The organism is Pedobacter anseongensis, assembly GCF_037482965.1.
Taxonomy (GTDB): Bacteria; Bacteroidota; Bacteroidia; order Sphingobacteriales; family Sphingobacteriaceae; genus Pedobacter; species Pedobacter anseongensis.
In genome coordinates this window covers 96004-114536 of record NZ_JBBHKB010000004.1, presented here as the reverse complement: position 1 = coordinate 114536, position 18533 = coordinate 96004, and the positions used below count along the sequence as shown (strand labels likewise).

Genomic DNA, 18533 nt, shown 5'->3' with positions numbered 1-18533 from the left:
TATTTTTCAGATTAATAATTTCGAAATCCCCTTGTTTGCATCATCATAGCCATGAAATACCACTTTTTATACATAAAAGGCGCTTCTATTGGATTAGCACCTGTATTTTTCCGAATGGCTATAATAGGTAAGTCGTTTATGGCTTGATCGTTTGCATGGAATAAAATAAATAATAAGTACCCTTATAAAATGAAATATCGGTTGCCCAACTAGGATCTTTAAATCCTCAGCTATCATTTACAGCCCACGTTAAAATTCTAAATTTCATTGGTATCATTTGTTAGTTATAGCGTCGTTCCTCCTCGCAATGACGGCTTTATTTCGTAATACTGAACACCATACTTGCGTGGGGGGCGATTTGCTGTGAAAAATTACTGTCTGAACCTTTAAAACTTTCGCCTGTCCACAACTCTTTTGCTTTATATTTTCCACTAAACCCAAATTCCTTAAGATTTACAGAAAGTGTTGCCACTTCTTTATCGCCCATATTGAATAAAGCTAGATAACGCTCCCCAGTTTTGCTATTTCTTGAAGTTATGGCAACTTTTCCGTTTTCCATAAACAGTTGGCGCACTTCACTACCATACTTATGCATGTTAAGAATGTCTGTATTGTTAAGTAAAGATAGCGTAAATGAATCATTAGAAGGCAGATCGCCACCGAACATTAAGGGTGATCGAAAAATCGTAAAGAAAGTCATTAACGAAACCTGTTCTTCTTTCTTTAACCTCGTCATTCGGTCTTTTCCGCGTTCGCCGCGGATGGCAATTCTGCCTAGGGGAATCATATCACAATCGGGCCAAGTACCGGGAGCCGAATAGGCGTACCAGCCTTTCGCTACACTCATTAGATGAATTAAATCTTTCCAAATATCCCAGGGTCGCGTTGCCTTGTTTGCGTTATCATAATACAAGTGTAAAACCTATTGCTAATGGTTATTCAAGAAATCCACAGACTATTGGTGAGCATATCAAAAAGAAACGGATGGAATTGGTGCTAATGCAAAAAGATGTGGCGAAGTTGATTAAGGTAACCGTTAACTGTATCACCTTTTGGGAGACCAACAGGAGCAAGCCCCAAATGCAGCACTATCCGTTGATTATTTCTTTTTTGGGATATAACCCATTCGTCAAAAAAGATAATTATATTGAACAACAAATTTTTGCGTTTCGTTGTGAACATGGGTTGAGTTATAAACGCTTAGGAAAGTTACTTAATGTTGATGCCTCTACTGTAAGAGCATGAGAAAATGCCAAACGACTGCCATCAAGTAAAATGTTGATGTTAATGAATAAGTATTAAAAAACAAAGCCACTCCATGAGTGGCTTTACTTAATTATCACTTTTATCATCTATAATTTTAGTAACGTTCCGAAAGAACCGTTGTAACAGTGAACTATTTTCCGTTATAATTTCTGCATCAGCATGCATTCCATTTTTCAGTACTATTTTTCTTTGGGGGTCTTTGTTCTCAAACAGGTCAAACCGTACCTTAGCGATAAAAACACTGTCTTTATAAGCGACATCGGATAAATGGCTTAAAGTCCCTCGTATAAGTCCGTATTGTTCAAAAGGATAACTCTTCATTTTAACCAATGTCTTTTCTCCAACACGAATTTTACCCATGTTATATTGTGGTATTTGAACTTCTCCAAAAAAATCAATATTGCCAGGATTTACTACGAAGATTTCTTGATTCGAGACAACATTTTGATTTTCTTGAATTATACCTGCATAGCTTAACCTTCCGTCGGAAGGTGAGCGCAGTATATATTTCATTATCCATTCATCAGTCTCTGTTATAAACTTATTTAATGCCTGAACGAATTTAGACTGTTGCTCAGCGATTGTATTTTCAAGTTCAAGTACTTCCTTTTCTTTGGCATTATAGTTAGTAATATTAGTCAATATGGCTGTTTCAGATTGTTGTAAGGGGTATTTTGCCGAGAGATATTTGTTTTCCTGCTGTGCAAACTCACTTCTTGAGACGAGGCTTTGTGTTAGAAATGGCAAAATCAGTTGTAGAAGGCTTCCGACGCCTAATCCGACAAACAACTGAAGAATTAATGACCTATAGTTTCTAAGATAGCCCAAAAGATAAACAAAGCCTAATTTCTGGTCTTTATCCCCATCTTGCAAGTAAAAATCTGGAGTTGGGGTAAGAGTGAGGACGATACCTTCCGTTTCACCATTGTCTAATTTTTTCGGCTGCCTCGCTAATGCCCAACAACGAAACTCCTTCCTTATTAATCCCGCAGATATCCCGTAATCTTTGAAGGCTAAAGTTCTTCCCAAAATGCTTAGCGACCATGCGTAAGCAAGTAGGGCCACAATCCATTTGATCGGGCTGTTTATAATGGTGAAAAGGCTTCAATGTTTAATTAATTTTTAAAGAGCTTTTTTAATATAGTCTTCCAATAATTTCAGGGAGGCATCCATTTGATCTGAGTTGTAAATTATCTGTCCTTGCTTATCAAATATAAAATAGGTTGGAATATAGTGAACACCCAAGCGCATACTTACTGAGTTGAGGCTTCTCTTCTCTGATACACTTATCCATTTGAGGTTATTTTTTTTCACATCGTCAACCCATTCGTTATAATTTTCATCTTGATTATAATACACTACTTGAAGTCCCTGATCTTTATACTTTTCATATAATGCCATTAACTTTGGTAACTGTTCATGACATGGCACGCACCACGTAGCGCTGAATGCCAAAATATAAGGTTTGTTCACCAAATCTTTATTGGTCAGCACCTTACCGTCTGGAACATTTTTGATTTCAAAATCAAACATTTTTTGGCCAACTCGAGACGCACGGTTTGCCTCAGTATACCTAATATAGTCTTCTGTCATTTTCACTCCCAATTCACTTTCTTGAAGATTCTTACTGAATGTATTTAATGCATTTATAATCAGGTCGCCGTAGTTAAGCATCGAAATATTTTTACTTAATTGGACCAGACGTGTTAAGGCGTAATAATTTTCGGGATATCGCTCTATTGTGTGCAACATGTCTAAATCTAATTGGTGCGTTTCTTGAAACGGCAGCGCAACTGCTCCCTGACCTATTTTATTCTTTTCTCGGTATGCTCGAGATGCTGAAGTTCGCAAACTATCAAGTTTTCCCTTGATAATATTTGATAGCGACATTTTTCCATTAAGAGACAATAAACGATAAGTTGGGTTTCTCTCTATTATTGATAGTTCATTTATTCCTGTATCCAGTGCAAATTGAAGGCTATATTTTTTCTCATTACCCTTGTGTACCTCTAGAACAGCATTTTTTGTTGGATGATCTAAATTTCCTTCAAATGAAAATTTTCCATTTGAAATATTTTTAGTTAAAGTCTGTTCAGTGTAACGTCCAATGTCATCCTTTATCAGTAGTGAGATGGTATAATTATTGAAAAGGGGCGGAAGATTCCCTTTAATGCTGAAATTGCCTTGCGCTAAGCAGCTCCCTACCAATAGGCATATTATTGCTGTCGTAATTGTCTTTTTCATAATATATGTAAGTTAAGGAAAAATGTCTGAATCTAACGATTCAGACATTTGTACACTTAAAGAGGTTTTATGCAAGTGGCCATAGGAACGCTTGATTCGCCATCCCATGCTACACAACGGCATTGCTTACCATTGTCTGAATAGTCGCATTCTCCATTTACTTCAACTCCTGGCGATACATCATACCAGCAAATTTTGTCATCCATTGAAGAATAGCAACTCTTAACCTCCTCAGTTCCACCAAGAATGTTTTTCATCTCGGCATTGGTTAATAGATTTACTTTTTTCATAATTAAAAGTTTAACTTTGTTTTTTAAATTTTTGTATTCCAGTCACGCCTGGACGACTTAAGCGACATGTATTTTATCACTGCATGCTCGTATTAGGGGCAGTTCGTTTGTGGCGACTGCCCTTTTTCTTATCCCTCGAGAATCTCGTATGCTATGAAAGAAAATATTTTATGTCTTCTAATTGATAAGGGTTTGGCAATTTGTACCCATTCACTAATACTGTTGGAGTAAATGTAATTTCTGCCATTTCACACCAATCCGCCTGACGTTGAATGCTAGTATCTGCTTGTGTAGTGAGTTCAATGGGAAATTTCTTTGCCCAATTCTCATAATCATTGGTTTCCATGTTATACCATTCATTAACGGCCTTTTCTAATAGATTTCTATCTCCAAGATCGTTGATTGCACTAAGATGCTTTGCGGCTCTCGTAGGTCTGTCACCTTCCTTGTTTTTTACTGCAAAGATTATTTTCAGTTGAATGGTATCGTCATTCTTTAACCAATCTTCAACTAGCTTATGAGCCTCAGAACAAGGACCACAAAAAGGATTACTTACCAGTGTGACCACATTCACTGCTTCAGGATTTCCCAAAATAATTGGATCTATAGTTTCATTAACGGCATAACGGGGCTGATTTTTTAGGGCTTGGTCAAATAGAGCGCTATTACATTTATATTTTTTTAGTTGTTTCTTTATATGCGGAAGTTCGGCATCTGCTTTACAAAGTGGTTTTAAATATGACCAGACAAGTATAGGAAGAAGAAAACAGAAGAATAGCATACTGATATTTTGTAATTTAAAATCCATAGAAAATGGCGTTCGACCTAAGAAAAACGTTAATGCTTCCAATACCAGTAAGACCTGAACGGAGCAACACAGCACGCACCAATTCTTAGTTTTGTACTGATATGAGATTGAATAAATGGTATAGGGTATCGCCAATAAATTTATCCATCTCAGTATAGATAATGAAGTTGGGATAAGTAGTAAGGCAAGTAAAGACCCAGCAAAATAAAAAAACCCGACTTCACTCCAGTTCAACCAAGGAGTTATCTTTGAAGCGTTTGATTTTAGAATTTCATTACATCCATTATTTGCCCCTAGTTTACAAAGGTTGTTGATAAACTCGTTGTTTGCGTTGATACTGTGCATTAACAATAGGACTGTTACGGCAATTCCAGCCATTTTCAACGTGAGGAGTAATAGAGAAATCCAATTAAATGGAATGCTAAAGAAACTTACATACAGAATAATCGTCAACAAAACTCCTGCTAAAGGCAATTTTAAATCTTGCAAGAAAAATTTTATGCGATTCTTCCAATAATTCATCTCTCCACTTGATTCCAATACTGTAGAATGCAAGGAAATTCCCTTCCATCGCTTTAATAATTGAGGAATTGGATATTTGGATTTTTTTAGAATTTCATCTGAATAGGTTACTATTCCATTTCTTATTTCCTCTATCAAAATAAACTTACCCATTGAATGTGCAATAAAAGGTGTGGGTATCTCGTCAAGATTTGCTTCGCTAGTGTCGACTCTATGCCCATAATTTTCCACACCCCATTCATTCAGGCATCCACTTACTGACATTAGGCTGGGATATTCTGGATGGTCTTGCAAACATTTTTCTACACTTCTACGATTGACTTTGACACCTATACTCTTCGTTAGATTGTATAGGACGGATTCTGAATTTCCTTTTTTCATAATAGCTAATAATTATGTGAATTAGGAACAGAGTTTGGCCTCACTCTTTTCCCAGTGGCTTGAAAACTAAATTAGGCATCTTTTTTGTCGCAAAAATCTTTTGCATGAATAGCCATATTCTTACCATGAATGCTATGTTGATTGTCATCAGCAAGAAATTTATGCAAAAATAATGTTGTATTAGCCTTATTACTTTTTATCGTTTTTAAGGATTTGCGATTTAATAGCATTCATGAAATGCTCTTTGTAAGATTCACCAAGTGATATTATAGTGTCATTTGATAAGGTAATTTTTGAACGTTCAACCGCTTTAATGTAATTAATGTTTACTATAAAGGCACGGTGTACTCGTACAAACGTATGTGCAGGCAACATTTCCAATACTTTTGTAATGCTCACATGGGTTAAATGTGCGTTGTCTATTGTAGAGATACTTATATGGTGTTCCATCGCTTCGATGTAAGTTATATCAGAAATCTTAATTCGAATTATTTTACCTTTAATACCCGAATTTATAAAAATACCATCTTCCAGCGGCCGATGGGAAACTGCCACTATATGGCAAATACCGCCCGTACTCATCCATCACGTAACGTGGATCGGTTTGATTGTATCCTCCTGCCTTATCGTTTTCTACAAACCACCGAATATCGACCACAATATATTCCCAACCTTGCTTTTTAAGATTAGCTGCCATATAATCGGCATTTGCTTTAACTTCGGCCTCAGTAACGGTAGAACCATAGCAGTCCCAGCTATTCCACCCCATTGGAGGCACTTTTGCCCAATCTTTAAACGAAGTTTGTGCCTGTGCGGTCAACGCACTCATGTACAGCAGTACCATCACCAATGAGCTGTTCAGAATGCTCTTCATTTCTATTTCCTATTTGGTCAACTCAAAAATAAAAAAATAAACGTTAAATAAACGTTTATTTAAAAAAAATATCGATGCTGTCATTTATCGATTATTATTATATTGGGCTTTCAAATTTTTAACTGATGAGCTCGAATAGATATCAAAATATGCAATACCATAGATGTGGAAATAGTGGTCTTAAATTACCAGCAATTTCTTTAGGTTTATGGCATAACTTCGGTGATGTAGATGAACCAGCAAACTTTCGCGACATTCTTTTGCACGCATTTGATAGCGGCATCACGCATTTCGACTTGGCTAACAATTATGGGCCTCCTCCTGGCTCGGCCGAAACAAATTTTGGAAAGCTATTGGCTACCGATTTAAAATCGCACCGTGATGAATTAGTTATTTCTACTAAGGCAGGTTATTACATGTGGGAAGGTCCGTATGGCGACTGGGGTTCGAAAAAATATTTGGTATCTAGTTTGGATCAAAGTTTGAAGCGTATGGGCATTCCCTATGTGGATATATTTTATCACCACCGTCACGACCCCGATACCCCATTAGAAGAAACTATGGGCGCATTAGATCTTATTGTGCGACAAGGAAAGGCACTTTATGTTGGGCTTTCTAATTATAAACCAAAAGAAGCAAAAGAGGCAATTAGCATTTTAAAGCAGCTGGGAACACCTTGCATTATTCATCAGCCAAAATATTCGATGTTTGAACGTAGTGCAGAAGATGGATTATTTTCGGTGTTGGAAGAGGAAAAAGTGGGTTGCATTCCATTTTCGCCTTTGGCGCAAGGCATGTTAACGAATAAATATTTAAAAGGTATTCCAGCAACCTCGAGAGCTGCTAAAGCTACAGGTTTTCTTCAAACCGCAGCAATTACGCCAGAAAAATTAAACCAGATTAGTCAATTAAATGAAATTGCGCTAACGCGAAACCAATCTTTAGCGCAAATGGCGTTAGCTTGGGTATTGCGCCAAAAAAGTGTAACCTCGGTTCTGGTTGGTGCCAGTAGCGCTGGCCAGCTAACCGATTCGCTTAAAACGTTAGATAATTTGGCATTTTCTGCAGAGGAGCTTGGAAAAATTGAGGGGGTTTTAAAGGCATAATTACCATTTGTTATCCAACCTTAACTTAATATCCTGATTTCTATGATAAAACCAAAATCTTGCTGGGCTTAACATAGAAATCCAGCAAGAAATAACCTAACAGCCAAATTCGCTACAACACCAACGTTGTTCCATCCCCTATTTCGACACAGTAGGCATCTAATTTTATCAAAAATTCTGCCGCATACGCTTTCTGCAGATTTTCAATAAATTCGTTCACTTTCCCCGCTTCAACAAGGTTTAGCGTGCAACTACCAAAGCCGCCACCCATCATCCTGGCACCTAAAACATAAGGCAGGTTTTTTACCAGCTCAACTAAAAAATCGAGCTCTTCACAACTCACCCTAAAGGCCCTGCTTAAACCATCATGAGTTTCGAACATGGCTTGTCCGAGCCCCCTTAAATTCCCATTCTCTATATGGGTTATTGCAGCGAGTACACGTTCATTCTCTTCTACCACAAACCTGCATTTCTGATATACATCAACATCCTTGGTTTTAACATACTTATCGAGCATTTTCACATTTACATCGCGTAAGGTATTTACTTTGCTAACATTTGCTTTTATCCAAGCAACACCTTGTTCACACTGCTGTCTCCTTCGGTTGTAAGCCGAATTAGCTAAAGAATGTTTAACGTTGGTATTCAATAAAACCAGCTTGTAACCTTCTAATTTCAATGGAATATATTGACATTTTAGGCTTTTACAATCGAGCAATATTGCATTTCCCTTTTTGCCAAATACCGAGGCAAATTGATCCATAACACCAAAATTAACACCTGCAAATGTTTGCTCTGCCTTTTGCGCAATCCTGGCAATGTCTAATTTTGGCACCGATAACGAAAAAAGCTCAACCAAGGCGTACGTTGTGGCACATGCTCCGGCAGCAGACGGTGAAAGGCCCGCTCCTAAGGGCACATCACCAGTTATATATAAGTTAAATCCTCCAATTTTATAATCCCATTTCTGCAACTGATCGGCTACGCCAAGTATATAATTCGCCCAGTTTTTATCAGACTTCGTTAACGCAAAGATGGAGCTTTTAACCATTTCGGCATAACTTTCGGAAAACAAATGGATTTCATGATCGCTACGTCTAGAAACTGCCACATAAATTGCTTTATCAATTGCTGCAGGCAGCATATAGCCACTATTGTAATCGGTATGCTCGCCGATTATGTTTATTCTACCGGGCGACTTTACAATAATGGGTGCGTGCTTAAAATGCTTTACAAATGCACGTTTTACGGAATCGGTATTCATCTTATTTTTTCTGATAAACCCTTACGTAATCTACTTCCATGCGATTCGGAAACTTTGTTTTTGCTAAATTGCCACCATTTAATCCCCCCATCGCCAAATCTAAAAGAAGATAGTGCTTTTGCTTAAATGGATGTACGCCTTGGCTGCCTTCATTTTGTAATTCTGTTAATGGTACGTTTAGATAAAGTGTATCATCCACAAAAAGGCTAATGTTTTCGTTATCCCAATCCATCCGCCACGTATGAAATTGCTTTGCCCATGCTTTGTTAACTTCTTTTGTAGTACTAAACCATTTTGGCTTACTGTTAGTACCCATACGGGCGATGTTTGAAAGGATTTTACCTTTATAATACTCCATGATGTCTATTTCTCCATTCGCCGGCCATCTGCCATGCTCGCCCAAAGTCCAAAATGCTGGCCATAGGCCTTCGCTAATATCTATTTTGCCTCGCATTTCGAAACGGCCATATTGCCAGCTTTGCAAACCTCTGGAAATTAAACAAGAACTGGTGTACTCGATATTTTCTCTCTGCTTACGCCAATCTTTACTGCCTACCACAAATAATGGATTTGCACGTTGTTCTTTTCTTGCTTCGATTATCAGTAGCCCATCTTTACAGAATGCATTTTCGGGCTGATACCATTGCAGTTCTTCATTGCGGACGAATCCTTTCTCATAGGTCCAATTTTTAGCATCCGGAATGCCATCTTTAGTGAATTCATCGGCCCACACTAAATCATATCCTTCGGCACTATAATCGGCCACTTTTTTGTTGTTTCCCTTATAGATGCCACAAGATTGCAGGCAGAGTAAGCCTAGTAAAAAGACTATCCTATTTCGTTTCAACATTCTCCCTGTCTACTAATTTAATGAAATAGCTGTAACTGTATTTTTTATCCATTAGTCGGTAAGGCCGATGAGGATAAGCGCCCCAACTATCGTCGCCTCCCAAACCACGTTGCTTAAGATCAATATTTAAAAAAACATTTCTTCTTAGCGGTAAATTGGTAGGATGCTGTTGTTTCTTAGTTAATCCAGGATCTAAATCTTCTGTAGAATGGTTAATTGCTGTAAACGATAAGGGCTGCACACCTTCAATCCGAATACCCTTTCCTTGCTCGTCGGTTAAACTAAGCCACCTTACATCGGTTTTATTTCCACTTTCTTGGGGTCTTACATATCCTTTGTAATATTGATTTTCTACTTTGTCGGTATATGCACCAATTAATGAACCAAAATTTCTATCACTATAGTTCTCATAAGGTCCACGACCATAATAGGCCAGGTTGCCATATTGCTGTGGCAATTCAGTACGCATGCCGAATCGTGGCAATTCTGGCAAATCTCTCCCTGTCATGTCTATACTGGCAGTAACTTTTATGGCTCCAGAAGGGGTAATTAAATAATCTAGTGTATAAGGTACCATCACATTACTTAATTCGTACTTAACTCGAATGAATTGACCGCTATCTGCTTGTTTTGACACCTCAACACTTATAACTTTCCTATTTTCGTGAGCTGCTCGCCATATACCCAAACGCGCTGGCATACTATTCCCAAAGTCGTTATCCGTTGGTGCTCTCCAGAAATACGGTTCCGGAAAATTGATTAATCTGCTACCATTTTCTAGGCTATACCGCGTAAATTTTCCATTTTTAGTATCAAATTCGCCATGTACATTACCCGCATCAAATCTTAATTTATCGCCCGTTGTAGTTACTTTAAGCGTTCCACCAGTCGATACAGCCTTTGCAAAATAATCGCCAGCATATTTAAATTGATCTTTTGCTACTTCAAATCCAGCTGGGAGCATTGCTGTAGCCGTTTTAGTATAAGCATATACATTTAAATAAAATTCTGTGCCTTCTTGGGCTTTAATCATCGGTAAGGTTAATTTTATTTCCTTTTTTAAATGTGGTGCTAAACTCACGTCGAATATGCCTTCTTTAAAAATCTTTCCGTTACTGAGCATTTGCCATCGAAAATCGTATTGATCTAAATTTGTAAAATCGAACAAATTTTCGATAACAAGGCTTCCATTAGCTATATCTTTTGCGCTAAACAAAATATACTGATAGGTTTTTTTAACTTCATACGCTCCGGGATGTGGAGTTCTATTGGGAGCTATAAGTCCATTGGAATTAAAATTCTCGTCATTTTGCAAATTAAAACCCCCTAAATCGCCCCCATAGGCCCAAAATGTTTTGCCATTTGCATCTTTCGTTTTTATGCCTTGATCTACCCAATCCCAGATAAAACCACCTTGCATGTGTTTGCTGCTGCGAATAACATCAAAATACTCTTGAAAATTGCCGCTGCTATTGCCCATGGCATGCGAATATTCGCACATAATATACGGGCGTTTTTTGCTCGTATCGGCCGCATACTTTTTCATATTACCAATACTAGGATACATTGGGCATACAATATCCGTATTCCAATCTTCGCCAGCTTGCTCAAATTGTACAAGACGGGTGTGATCTCTTTGTTTAATCCATTTATAGTTATCGTGAAAAACTGGTCCGTTACCCGATTCGTTACCGAGCGACCAAATGATAATAGAAGCATGATTTTTATCGCGTTCTACCATCCTAACCGTTCGGTCTACATGTGCGGCCGCCCAATCTGGCAAATACGCAGGATGTTTAGTTTTATCAAAGCCACCTTGAAATTCGGCTCCCATGGCATGCGTTTCAATATTAGCCTCATCAACCAAATACAAACCATACTCATCACATAATTTATACCAGAGCGGATCATTGGGGTAGTGTGATAAGCGTACGGCGTTAACGTTAAATTCTTTCATTAACCGTATATCTTTTAACATCAGTGCTTTGGTAGTGGTATGCCCCGTTACCTCATCATGTTCATGCCTGTTTACCCCATGTACAGAAACTGCTACTCCATTTACGAGCAATTGTGCATTTTTAACCTCAACTTTTCTGAAGCCAATTTTTGCACCCGTAAGTGCTAATTGTTTCCCTTTGCTATCTTTTAGGGTGATGATGCAATCGTACAAGTTTGGATGCTCTGCACTCCATTTTAATGGGTTTTTAATTGTGCCATTTATGTTTACCGTTTGCAAAGTATCGGCAACTGCCTGAAATGTTTGTGTTTTTTGGAAGATTATCTTTCTATTTTTATCGAGTAACGATACCGCAACTGAACCACCAGAAGGTTCTGCTTTTGCAAATTTACGGATATCGATAGCTGCACTAAATACACCATTGGCATAATTTTGATCTAGATCGCCTTTTAGGAAAAAGTCCCAGATGCTTTGTTTTGGTAAAGAAAAAAGAAAAACGTTACGTTCGATACCACTTAAACGCCAAAAATCTTGATCTTCTAAATAACTTCCATCGTGCCAACGAAACACTTGAACGGCTAACTGATTGGTTCCCTTGTTAAGAAAGGGGCTGATGTTAAATTCTGATGGTAATTTTGATGCTTTCGTCATCCCTACTTTTTTACCATTTACATAAATAAACGCACAACCTGTGATCGAACCAAAATGAAGTAGTGTTTCTCTGCTTTCCCAGCTTTCGGGAACAGTAAAGGTGGTTCTGTAGGTACCCACTGGATTATTTTCACCAATAAAGGGTGGTGTTTTAGGATGTGGGTAAGTAATATTAGTATAAATGGGTATACCAAAACCATTGAGTTCCCAGTTTGAAGGCACATTTAAGTTTGCCCAAGCTCTATCATTTAAATCGGTACGATAAAAATCTTTAATTCTATCGGCATGCTTATCTACATAGTTAAATTTCCATTGGCCATTTAGCGATTGGTGATAGGGTGATTTAGCATAATCGTCTGCAATTACCTCTTTTTCCGAATCGTAGAGCATAAACGTAACATGCGCCTTTTCTTTACCTTGGTCTACTAATTTTGGGTTTTCCCAATCGTTATTTTGTGCTTCAGCTAGCGAAAAGCATAATAAACCGATAATGCTAAATATCGTTTTCTTCATGTGTGTTCAAATTATTTGGTTATCCAAAGTAAAGATTAAAATACCTTTAGGTTAAGGGTAAAACGGTATTTAAGAGGGGATAAATTCTTATTTTGGAAGTTTCCACTCGTCTATCCAAGTAATTTTTAGCCTACCGGCCTCGAATTGAATAGGTAACCATAGATAGCGACCATCGATTGCATTTTTAGGTTTCCAGATATCGGCCATAAAAATAAATTCATCTTTTTTATTTGGCATTGGAAGTACAAAAGTACTTTGTCCGCCAAACGTCTTATCCGCACCTTCACCTACACAAGGATTCCCCATAAATGTCCAAGGCCCCCAAATCGATTTCGATTTAAACCAACGAGCAGGATTTGGTGCCCATCCTGTACATCCCGAACCAATCATGTAATACAAACCATTCTTTTTAAAAAGTGCAGGCGCTTCGGTTTGCTGACCTATATATATTCGCGTAAATTTACCAGTGTGAGCTAAATAATCGGGGGTTAGCTCTGCCAAATGTAAGGTGTAATTTTCTTCTGATGAAAAAATATGATAGGCCTTTCCATCATCATCAACATAAACCGTCATATCGCGTGCCATTTGTCCACCTGCAAAATCGCGACAAAAAAAGCCATCACTTTGGTTTTTAGGGTTATCACAATCTAATTTTTCACTTTCGGTTGTGTTGGCCATATAGATAGGCATTATACCTGCATTGGGTCGATAGCTTTTTATAAAAGTATAAGGTCCCGTAACCTTATCGGCAACAGCTACACCTGTTCGTGCCGCCGCATATCCTTTGCCTTTAAGTTCGAGATGAAACCACATCACAAATTTTTTCGTTTTTTTATTATAAACAACTTTTGGGCGTTCGATTACACTTCCTTTTACAATATCGCTTGTGGGATCGTCGCTTACTGGCATCGCAATACCTTCATCCTTCCAATTATATAAATCTTTTGAAGCATACACATGCACCCCCACTTGAGCTGTATTTCCAAGGTCTCCTGCTACTTTATGCTCTCCAAACCAATAATAAACTCCATTGTACATTAATATGCCCCCACCATGTGCATTAATATGAACGCCTTTATCGTCGTTCCAAATTTTGCCGGGCGTAAAAGAGGTAAGTATTTTTTGTGCGCTGATCTTGGCGATAAAGCCAAAAAATAGAATCGTTACTATAAAAATCTGTTTCATAAATCTTAATTTTTCCAAGTAAGTACGCTTATTGAAGTTGGTGTTACATTAGCTTTCCCTTCGCCATCTACTTGATCTACCTTCTGCACAAAGAGATCTAACCGTCTTTTTTTGGCCCAAAGTTCGGTATCAAATGTGGGTTCCCATTCGCCAACACTGGTTAAAGTAAGATCTTTGCATAGCCAAGTTGATGTACTTATATCGCTGGTAAGCGCTATAGAAACTTTATTTCCTCGTTCTATATCTCTAAAAATGAGTGCACCAGCGATGGTGTTTTTTGTAGGCCAGCAGACTAATTGTGGCCTTGAGATAGGGATTTTCTTGGTACCTCCCCCACTTAAACTAAAGGCTGTTTTTCGGAATGCTAAATTATTTACTACCCAACTTGCGTTGGTTTTATACACAATGTGATATTGTGGAATACGCTCACCCTTGTTACGCCAATAGGTAGCAATGTAGGCTCGACCTTGTTCGTCGGCATACATCGAAGTTTGATTAATCAACTCGCTATTTTGGGGGATTTTTAACGCATATTCAGCATTTGATGCGGTAATTGGTAGTGAATAGCTTGTGCCATCCGATTTCTCCCAGGTTACGCCCCCATCAGTAGATTTAGCATAACACAGGTCGTGGTTACTGGCTACATCAGGCGTTTCGCGCCATACCCACGATAAATGAATGGTTCCCTTAACATCAATGGCAGTTTGCACATAGGCATTTCGCTGGCCTTCACCATTAATCAAATTATCCTGTAGGCGTTTCCAGCTCCGGGTTTTTAGCTCGTAACTGTTTATCACAAGGTTACCATTTCCCGATCCACCATCACGATAAAAGAACAATAGATTTCCATTTGCCAATTTATAGAACTCGGGGTAGCTAACTTTATTTTCTTTAAGACCAAGCATGGGTTCCTTAGCTCCTAGGGCTAAGCTTTCGGAAGTTAATGATCTTGCATAATTCAACGTATTGTTGTGCTGACCCCATGCAATGTGCAGATAGCCCTCCCCATCTACCATCAAACTAATCGATTTATGTGCATCTGTGGCATCGCCTTTATATTGTGTTTTTAGCACCTCCCAATACTGCGAATTGATGTTCCTTTTTGCCAAAACTACATTTTGCGCTGCATCGTAATAAGCTGTGTATTGATTGTTTTTAAACGTTGTTAACGAATTTTTTCTAAAAATAACGGTATTTACAGAATTGTTTGCCCATCCATTTTCTGCAATGGTACTTTGTGTGCTTTCTTGGCTATTTGCTTTTAAAAACAGGCTTAGCGCCAATACCAAAATAACAGAGATTTTAAACATATTTATCTTAAATCAACACTATGGTCGTTGGGAAAATTTTCACCGCTCCAAATCCGTTGTGCACTCCATTTTACGGCTGGCTTAGCCCAAAATGGATCCGAATCAGGCAAGCCTAAAGGTAAAAAGATATTGGTACATAAATACGGACTTCCTTGATTATTATATACATCGGCCAAATCAGGCTGATTGCCATATAAGCCGATGGTTAACCAGCCATTTTTATAAGTAGTTGCACTTTCTAAGGTTCTCTTAATTACGGCTGTTAAGGCACAACGTACCTGCTCGGGGAGTAATTGTTTTGGCAACAATTTTTTATAAGCCATATCAGCTAAATGATGAAATGCACCACCACGATAGATAATTGACCTTCCCGTAGCTGGATAGGTACCGTCTACATTAATCAACCGTTCTTGAATTATGGCATAGCGCTCATTTCGTTTCCGTATTTTATCGAACATAGTAGTATAGGCAGTTGTTTTTTTACCAATTACATCAACAAGTGTTCCCAAATAAGGGTGAATAACGTAGCTATTGTAATAATCGAAAGCGTAGCTGCTGCCATCTTTATACATGCCATCGCCAACATACCATTGTTCCATTTGTTGTAAAGCATAATCCACACGCATTACATCCCATTCAAATCCAAATTTAGCCATGAATGCTTCATTCACTGCTGAAAAAAGCAACCAATTAGAAAACACCGGTTTAAATCTACGTGTAGTAGCAATCGACTTCATCAATAATGTTTGGTTCTTTTTATCTAAATTTTCCCACAGCCAGGGCGCACGGATAAAAGCGAGCGCTACGTACGAAGCATCAACCAATTGTTGCCCACCGATATCGTAGTTCATAAAATCTTTAGCATTCGAATCGAGCGAGTTTTTAACACCTTGAAGCACCCATTCACGATATTGTTTACGCAAAGCCACTTCTTGAGCGGATCCGCCTTCTAACTGCAACCAGGGAGCTATTCCACTTAAAACCCGACCTAAAACTTCAACATATTGCACTTTCAATCGGTGCTCCTTATTGTCTGATCGGATAGAAACTTCTTTCGGCATCGCAATACGCAGACTATCTTTTGCCAAATTGTAGAGCACAGGGCGTACCATTTTATCCATTTCCTGTAACCAAACCTCTCTATCAGTTAATGGAATTGCTTTTATAGCCCTACTTTTCTTTTGTGCGAATATAGGTGTAGTACCCAGGATGATTATTAAAAACGTAAATGCTGTTTTCTTTAATGAAATCATGTTTTTATTTTTTGTTCGTTAAAAATCTATACATTTCGCAATTTGCCAATAAAAAGGCACCGACTCCAAAATTGGAAGTAGAATTAGCATCTACCACCTGCCCTGGTATGGCCTTTTCGCCAATAGGCTGTACAAAACCTACTTTTCCAGTTGGCTGAAGGGCGGTTCTGGCAAGGTATACGTATCCTTTTTTTGCCGCGGGCAAGTATTTTTTTTCATTCAGCAATCCATTATTTATTCCCCAAAACAAACCATAGGTAAAAAAGGCCGTGCCACTGGTCTCGGGACCTGGCGCATGAGCGGGATCGAGTATGCTTCTAGTCCAATACCCATCTAGTTGTTGATTTTTAATCAACACTTTAGCCATATCTTGATATTTGGTTAAATACTCCTTACGATGTGGATCATTTGTCGGTAAATCTTTTAACACTTTAGCCAATCCTGCAAACACCCAGCCATCGCCCCTGGCCCAAAAATCTTTTTTACCATTTGCGCTTTTATGGTTTGGATAAACATACTTAGCATCTCGGTAATAGAGTTTTGCTTTCGAATCGTACATAATACTATTTGCATACATAAAATATTCATAAAGTTTATCCAAATACTGTGTATTACCTGTAAGTTTATACATCTTGGTCATAACAGGCATTACCATATATAAACCATCAGACCACCACCAATAATCGTTTCGTGGTGTGCTCATTTCGTATTCCATTACTTCTTTTGCACGTGCTACTTTTTGTGGGTCGGGGGTTAAATTATATAAATCGATATACGTTTGAAAGCAAATCTGCCAATCGCCAAACAGCACATGTTCGTCGGTTTCTCCATATTTATATTTCCACTTGCTTTTATCGTCGCTTTTAGCGCCCATCCATTTATTGTAAGTAGCCCATGTCTCAGAATATTGTTTATAAGCTTCTTTTTTAGTGATTTCGTATGCCTCCATATTTCCAGTATGATAAGCAGCATGATCCCAAAAAGAGCGCACTTCAGGCTTGTTATTCGCTTGCCAATAGTCGTTTGCCTTATTTATGTTGGCCAGTACTTCATCTTTCGAAGGTAAAACTTGTAAATTGCCCCATTTTTTTAATAAGCGTACTTCTTCTTTAGCAGTAATTGGCATTACGGTACCGTGGCGAGGATGAAAATCCATTTTAACCTCATCGTCTATAACTTTGTAGGTTTTAAAATCCGTAGTTTTTGTGAACTGATATTTACCTTTCGTGTACAGGTCGTACATTAAAATATACCCTTCTCCATTGTTAAGCTTAAATACTCCAGCCCCTTCAACTGCATCTTTGGTTTGCTGCATGGCTCCATTTTGTAGTACATAGTTTTTGGTAAGCTCATCAGAAATGGCTAAGCGAATACCTAAACCCGAACCTTCCGTTTTATAGAACAGGTAGTACTTCTTATTGTAATAAATAATCTCTCCATCAATAGCAGCTCCATTATTGGGACTAAAAAATAATTGCTTAGGTTCTGTTTCTAAATCCGTAAAATCGGCATTGGCGTAAGCATAATAGATTTTATCGGGATCTTTTCCGTGTTTCATCGACCAATACACCATATACTTGCCTAGGCTTTTATCGTAAATGGTTTGCGGTGCCCATACACGCATTAAATTTTCGTTACCTGCAAAACGCTTTTGGATGTTTATCCTATTCGATGTCCAGTTAATTAAATCTTTAGATTTTAACAACACCATTCCTCTATTACTATCCCAACCTTTAGCAGATACCATATCGGTTACCACCATGTAAAACGTCTTTCCATCGGCACCTCTTAGAATATGTGGATCTCTAACCCCTCCTGTCTCACTAATGGTGCTCGAAGCGATAATCGGCTGGTTATTATTGAGCGCTTTAAAGGCATATCCATCTTTACTAATGGCAAAACGAATCGATTCTTCGGTTCCCTTATTTCCTGTAAAGTAGGTAAATAAATAGGCCGTATACTGTGCATGTACAAAGACGCTCAAGCAAGTGATAAATAATAGTGTAACTATTACCTTTTTAAAAAAATTAGTCTGAATGTTCAATTTTAAGTATTTAGT

The 18533-nt window shown here is 38.1% G+C and carries 17 protein-coding genes; 2 read left to right on the top strand and 15 right to left on the bottom strand.

Translation table 11 applies throughout. The features are described 5' to 3' along the window. Window positions 1–316 precede the first annotated feature (316 nt). Window positions 317–847: an alpha-galactosidase gene (locus WG904_RS14730; RefSeq protein WP_339580097.1), complete on the bottom strand. Its 531-nt coding sequence runs from the start codon at window positions 845–847 to the stop codon at window positions 317–319. A gap of 137 nt (window positions 848–984) precedes the next feature. Between WG904_RS14730 and WG904_RS14725 the strand changes: the two genes are divergently transcribed. Next, window positions 985–1245, top strand: coding sequence for a transcriptional regulator (locus WG904_RS14725; protein ID WP_339580096.1), 261 nt, complete (start codon window positions 985–987; stop codon window positions 1243–1245). Between the two features lie 87 nt (window positions 1246–1332). Here the strand turns inward: WG904_RS14725 and WG904_RS19695 are convergent, their stop codons facing one another. The 7 genes from WG904_RS19695 to WG904_RS14690 all read right to left on the bottom strand — a co-directional run bounded on the left by WG904_RS19695 (window position 1333) and on the right by WG904_RS14690 (window position 6385). After that, entirely contained in the window at window positions 1333–1779 is a 447-nt protein-coding gene (locus WG904_RS19695) for a beta-barrel domain-containing protein (protein WP_489737900.1), read from the bottom strand. A 406-nt stretch (window positions 1780–2185) separates the two neighbouring features. Beyond that, window positions 2186–2311 carry a cysteine peptidase family C39 domain-containing protein gene (locus tag WG904_RS14715; protein ID WP_339580510.1) on the bottom strand — a complete coding sequence of 42 codons (126 nt, stop codon included), beginning with the start codon at window positions 2309–2311 and terminating at the stop codon, window positions 2186–2188. Between the two features lie 77 nt (window positions 2312–2388). After that, on the bottom strand, window positions 2389–3510 hold the full coding sequence (locus tag WG904_RS14710) for a thioredoxin-like domain-containing protein (RefSeq protein WP_339580094.1): 1122 nt from the start codon (window positions 3508–3510) through the stop codon (window positions 2389–2391). A gap of 56 nt (window positions 3511–3566) precedes the next feature. Further along, complete coding sequence (locus tag WG904_RS14705; protein ID WP_339580093.1) at window positions 3567–3800, bottom strand: hypothetical protein; 234 nt, start codon at window positions 3798–3800, stop codon at window positions 3567–3569. 151 nt (window positions 3801–3951) lie between these two features. Further along, window positions 3952–5511, bottom strand: coding sequence for a thioredoxin domain-containing protein (locus WG904_RS14700; RefSeq protein WP_339580092.1), 1560 nt, complete (start codon window positions 5509–5511; stop codon window positions 3952–3954). Window positions 5512–5700: 189 nt separating this feature from the next. After that, on the bottom strand, window positions 5701–6093 hold the full coding sequence (locus tag WG904_RS14695; protein WP_339580091.1) for a LytR/AlgR family response regulator transcription factor: 393 nt from the start codon (window positions 6091–6093) through the stop codon (window positions 5701–5703). Further along, window positions 6011–6385, bottom strand: coding sequence for an alpha-amylase family protein (locus tag WG904_RS14690; protein ID WP_339580090.1), 375 nt, complete (start codon window positions 6383–6385; stop codon window positions 6011–6013). The genes WG904_RS14695 and WG904_RS14690 overlap by 83 nt, the downstream gene beginning before the upstream one ends. Before the next feature lie 125 nt (window positions 6386–6510). Between WG904_RS14690 and WG904_RS14685 the strand changes: the two genes are divergently transcribed. Continuing rightward, on the top strand, window positions 6511–7491 hold the full coding sequence (locus WG904_RS14685; RefSeq protein WP_339580089.1) for an aldo/keto reductase: 981 nt from the start codon (window positions 6511–6513) through the stop codon (window positions 7489–7491). A gap of 112 nt (window positions 7492–7603) precedes the next feature. Here WG904_RS14685 and galK read toward each other — a convergent pair whose 3' ends face one another. From galK to WG904_RS14650, 7 genes are all read right to left on the bottom strand, one after another. Then, a complete protein-coding gene (galK, locus tag WG904_RS14680) occupies window positions 7604–8755 on the bottom strand; it encodes a galactokinase (protein WP_339580088.1) in 1152 nt (383 codons plus the stop codon). Window position 8756: 1 nt separating this feature from the next. Next, window positions 8757–9605, bottom strand: coding sequence for a glycoside hydrolase family 16 protein (locus tag WG904_RS14675; RefSeq protein ID WP_339580087.1), 849 nt, complete (start codon window positions 9603–9605; stop codon window positions 8757–8759). Further along, entirely contained in the window at window positions 9589–12726 is a 3138-nt protein-coding gene (lacZ, locus tag WG904_RS14670; RefSeq protein WP_339580086.1) for a beta-galactosidase, LacZ type, read from the bottom strand. Before lacZ ends, WG904_RS14675 begins: the two co-directional genes overlap by 17 nt. Window positions 12727–12813: 87 nt before the next feature. Further along, window positions 12814–13911: a glycoside hydrolase family 43 protein gene (locus WG904_RS14665; RefSeq protein ID WP_339580085.1), complete on the bottom strand. Its 1098-nt coding sequence runs from the start codon at window positions 13909–13911 to the stop codon at window positions 12814–12816. Window positions 13912–13916: 5 nt separating this feature from the next. Beyond that, entirely contained in the window at window positions 13917–15221 is a 1305-nt protein-coding gene (locus tag WG904_RS14660) for a BNR repeat-containing protein (protein ID WP_339580084.1), read from the bottom strand. Window positions 15222–15223: 2 nt separating this feature from the next. Then, window positions 15224–16474 carry a DUF2264 domain-containing protein gene (locus WG904_RS14655; protein ID WP_339580083.1) on the bottom strand — a complete coding sequence of 417 codons (1251 nt, stop codon included), beginning with the start codon at window positions 16472–16474 and terminating at the stop codon, window positions 15224–15226. 4 nt (window positions 16475–16478) lie between these two features. Then, window positions 16479–18458, bottom strand: a complete 1980-nt coding sequence (locus tag WG904_RS14650; RefSeq protein ID WP_339580082.1) for a glycoside hydrolase family 88 protein — start codon at window positions 18456–18458, stop codon at window positions 16479–16481. Window positions 18459–18533: the final 75 nt, after the last annotated feature.

Excerpts from the sequence above, each read along its gene's own strand:
- WG904_RS14730 (WP_339580097.1), bottom strand. The coding sequence starts at position 847 with ATGAGTGTAGCGAAAGGCTGGTACGCCTATTCGGCTCCCGGTACTTGG.
- WG904_RS14725 (WP_339580096.1), top strand. The coding sequence starts at position 985 with ATGGAATTGGTGCTAATGCAAAAAGATGTGGCGAAGTTGATTAAGGTA.
- WG904_RS19695 (WP_489737900.1), bottom strand. The coding sequence starts at position 1,779 with ATGAAATATATACTGCGCTCACCTTCCGACGGAAGGTTAAGCTATGCA.
- WG904_RS14715 (WP_339580510.1), bottom strand. The coding sequence starts at position 2,311 with ATGGTCGCTAAGCATTTTGGGAAGAACTTTAGCCTTCAAAGATTACGG.
- WG904_RS14710 (WP_339580094.1), bottom strand. The coding sequence starts at position 3,510 with ATGAAAAAGACAATTACGACAGCAATAATATGCCTATTGGTAGGGAGC.
- WG904_RS14705 (WP_339580093.1), bottom strand. The coding sequence starts at position 3,800 with ATGAAAAAAGTAAATCTATTAACCAATGCCGAGATGAAAAACATTCTT.
- WG904_RS14700 (WP_339580092.1), bottom strand. The coding sequence starts at position 5,511 with ATGAAAAAAGGAAATTCAGAATCCGTCCTATACAATCTAACGAAGAGT.
- WG904_RS14695 (WP_339580091.1), bottom strand. The coding sequence starts at position 6,093 with ATGAGTACGGGCGGTATTTGCCATATAGTGGCAGTTTCCCATCGGCCG.
- WG904_RS14690 (WP_339580090.1), bottom strand. The coding sequence starts at position 6,385 with ATGAAGAGCATTCTGAACAGCTCATTGGTGATGGTACTGCTGTACATG.
- WG904_RS14685 (WP_339580089.1), top strand. The coding sequence starts at position 6,511 with ATGAGCTCGAATAGATATCAAAATATGCAATACCATAGATGTGGAAAT.
- galK (WP_339580088.1), bottom strand. The coding sequence starts at position 8,755 with ATGAATACCGATTCCGTAAAACGTGCATTTGTAAAGCATTTTAAGCAC.
- WG904_RS14675 (WP_339580087.1), bottom strand. The coding sequence starts at position 9,605 with ATGTTGAAACGAAATAGGATAGTCTTTTTACTAGGCTTACTCTGCCTG.
- lacZ (WP_339580086.1), bottom strand. The coding sequence starts at position 12,726 with ATGAAGAAAACGATATTTAGCATTATCGGTTTATTATGCTTTTCGCTA.
- WG904_RS14665 (WP_339580085.1), bottom strand. The coding sequence starts at position 13,911 with ATGAAACAGATTTTTATAGTAACGATTCTATTTTTTGGCTTTATCGCC.
- WG904_RS14660 (WP_339580084.1), bottom strand. The coding sequence starts at position 15,221 with ATGTTTAAAATCTCTGTTATTTTGGTATTGGCGCTAAGCCTGTTTTTA.
- WG904_RS14655 (WP_339580083.1), bottom strand. The coding sequence starts at position 16,474 with ATGATTTCATTAAAGAAAACAGCATTTACGTTTTTAATAATCATCCTG.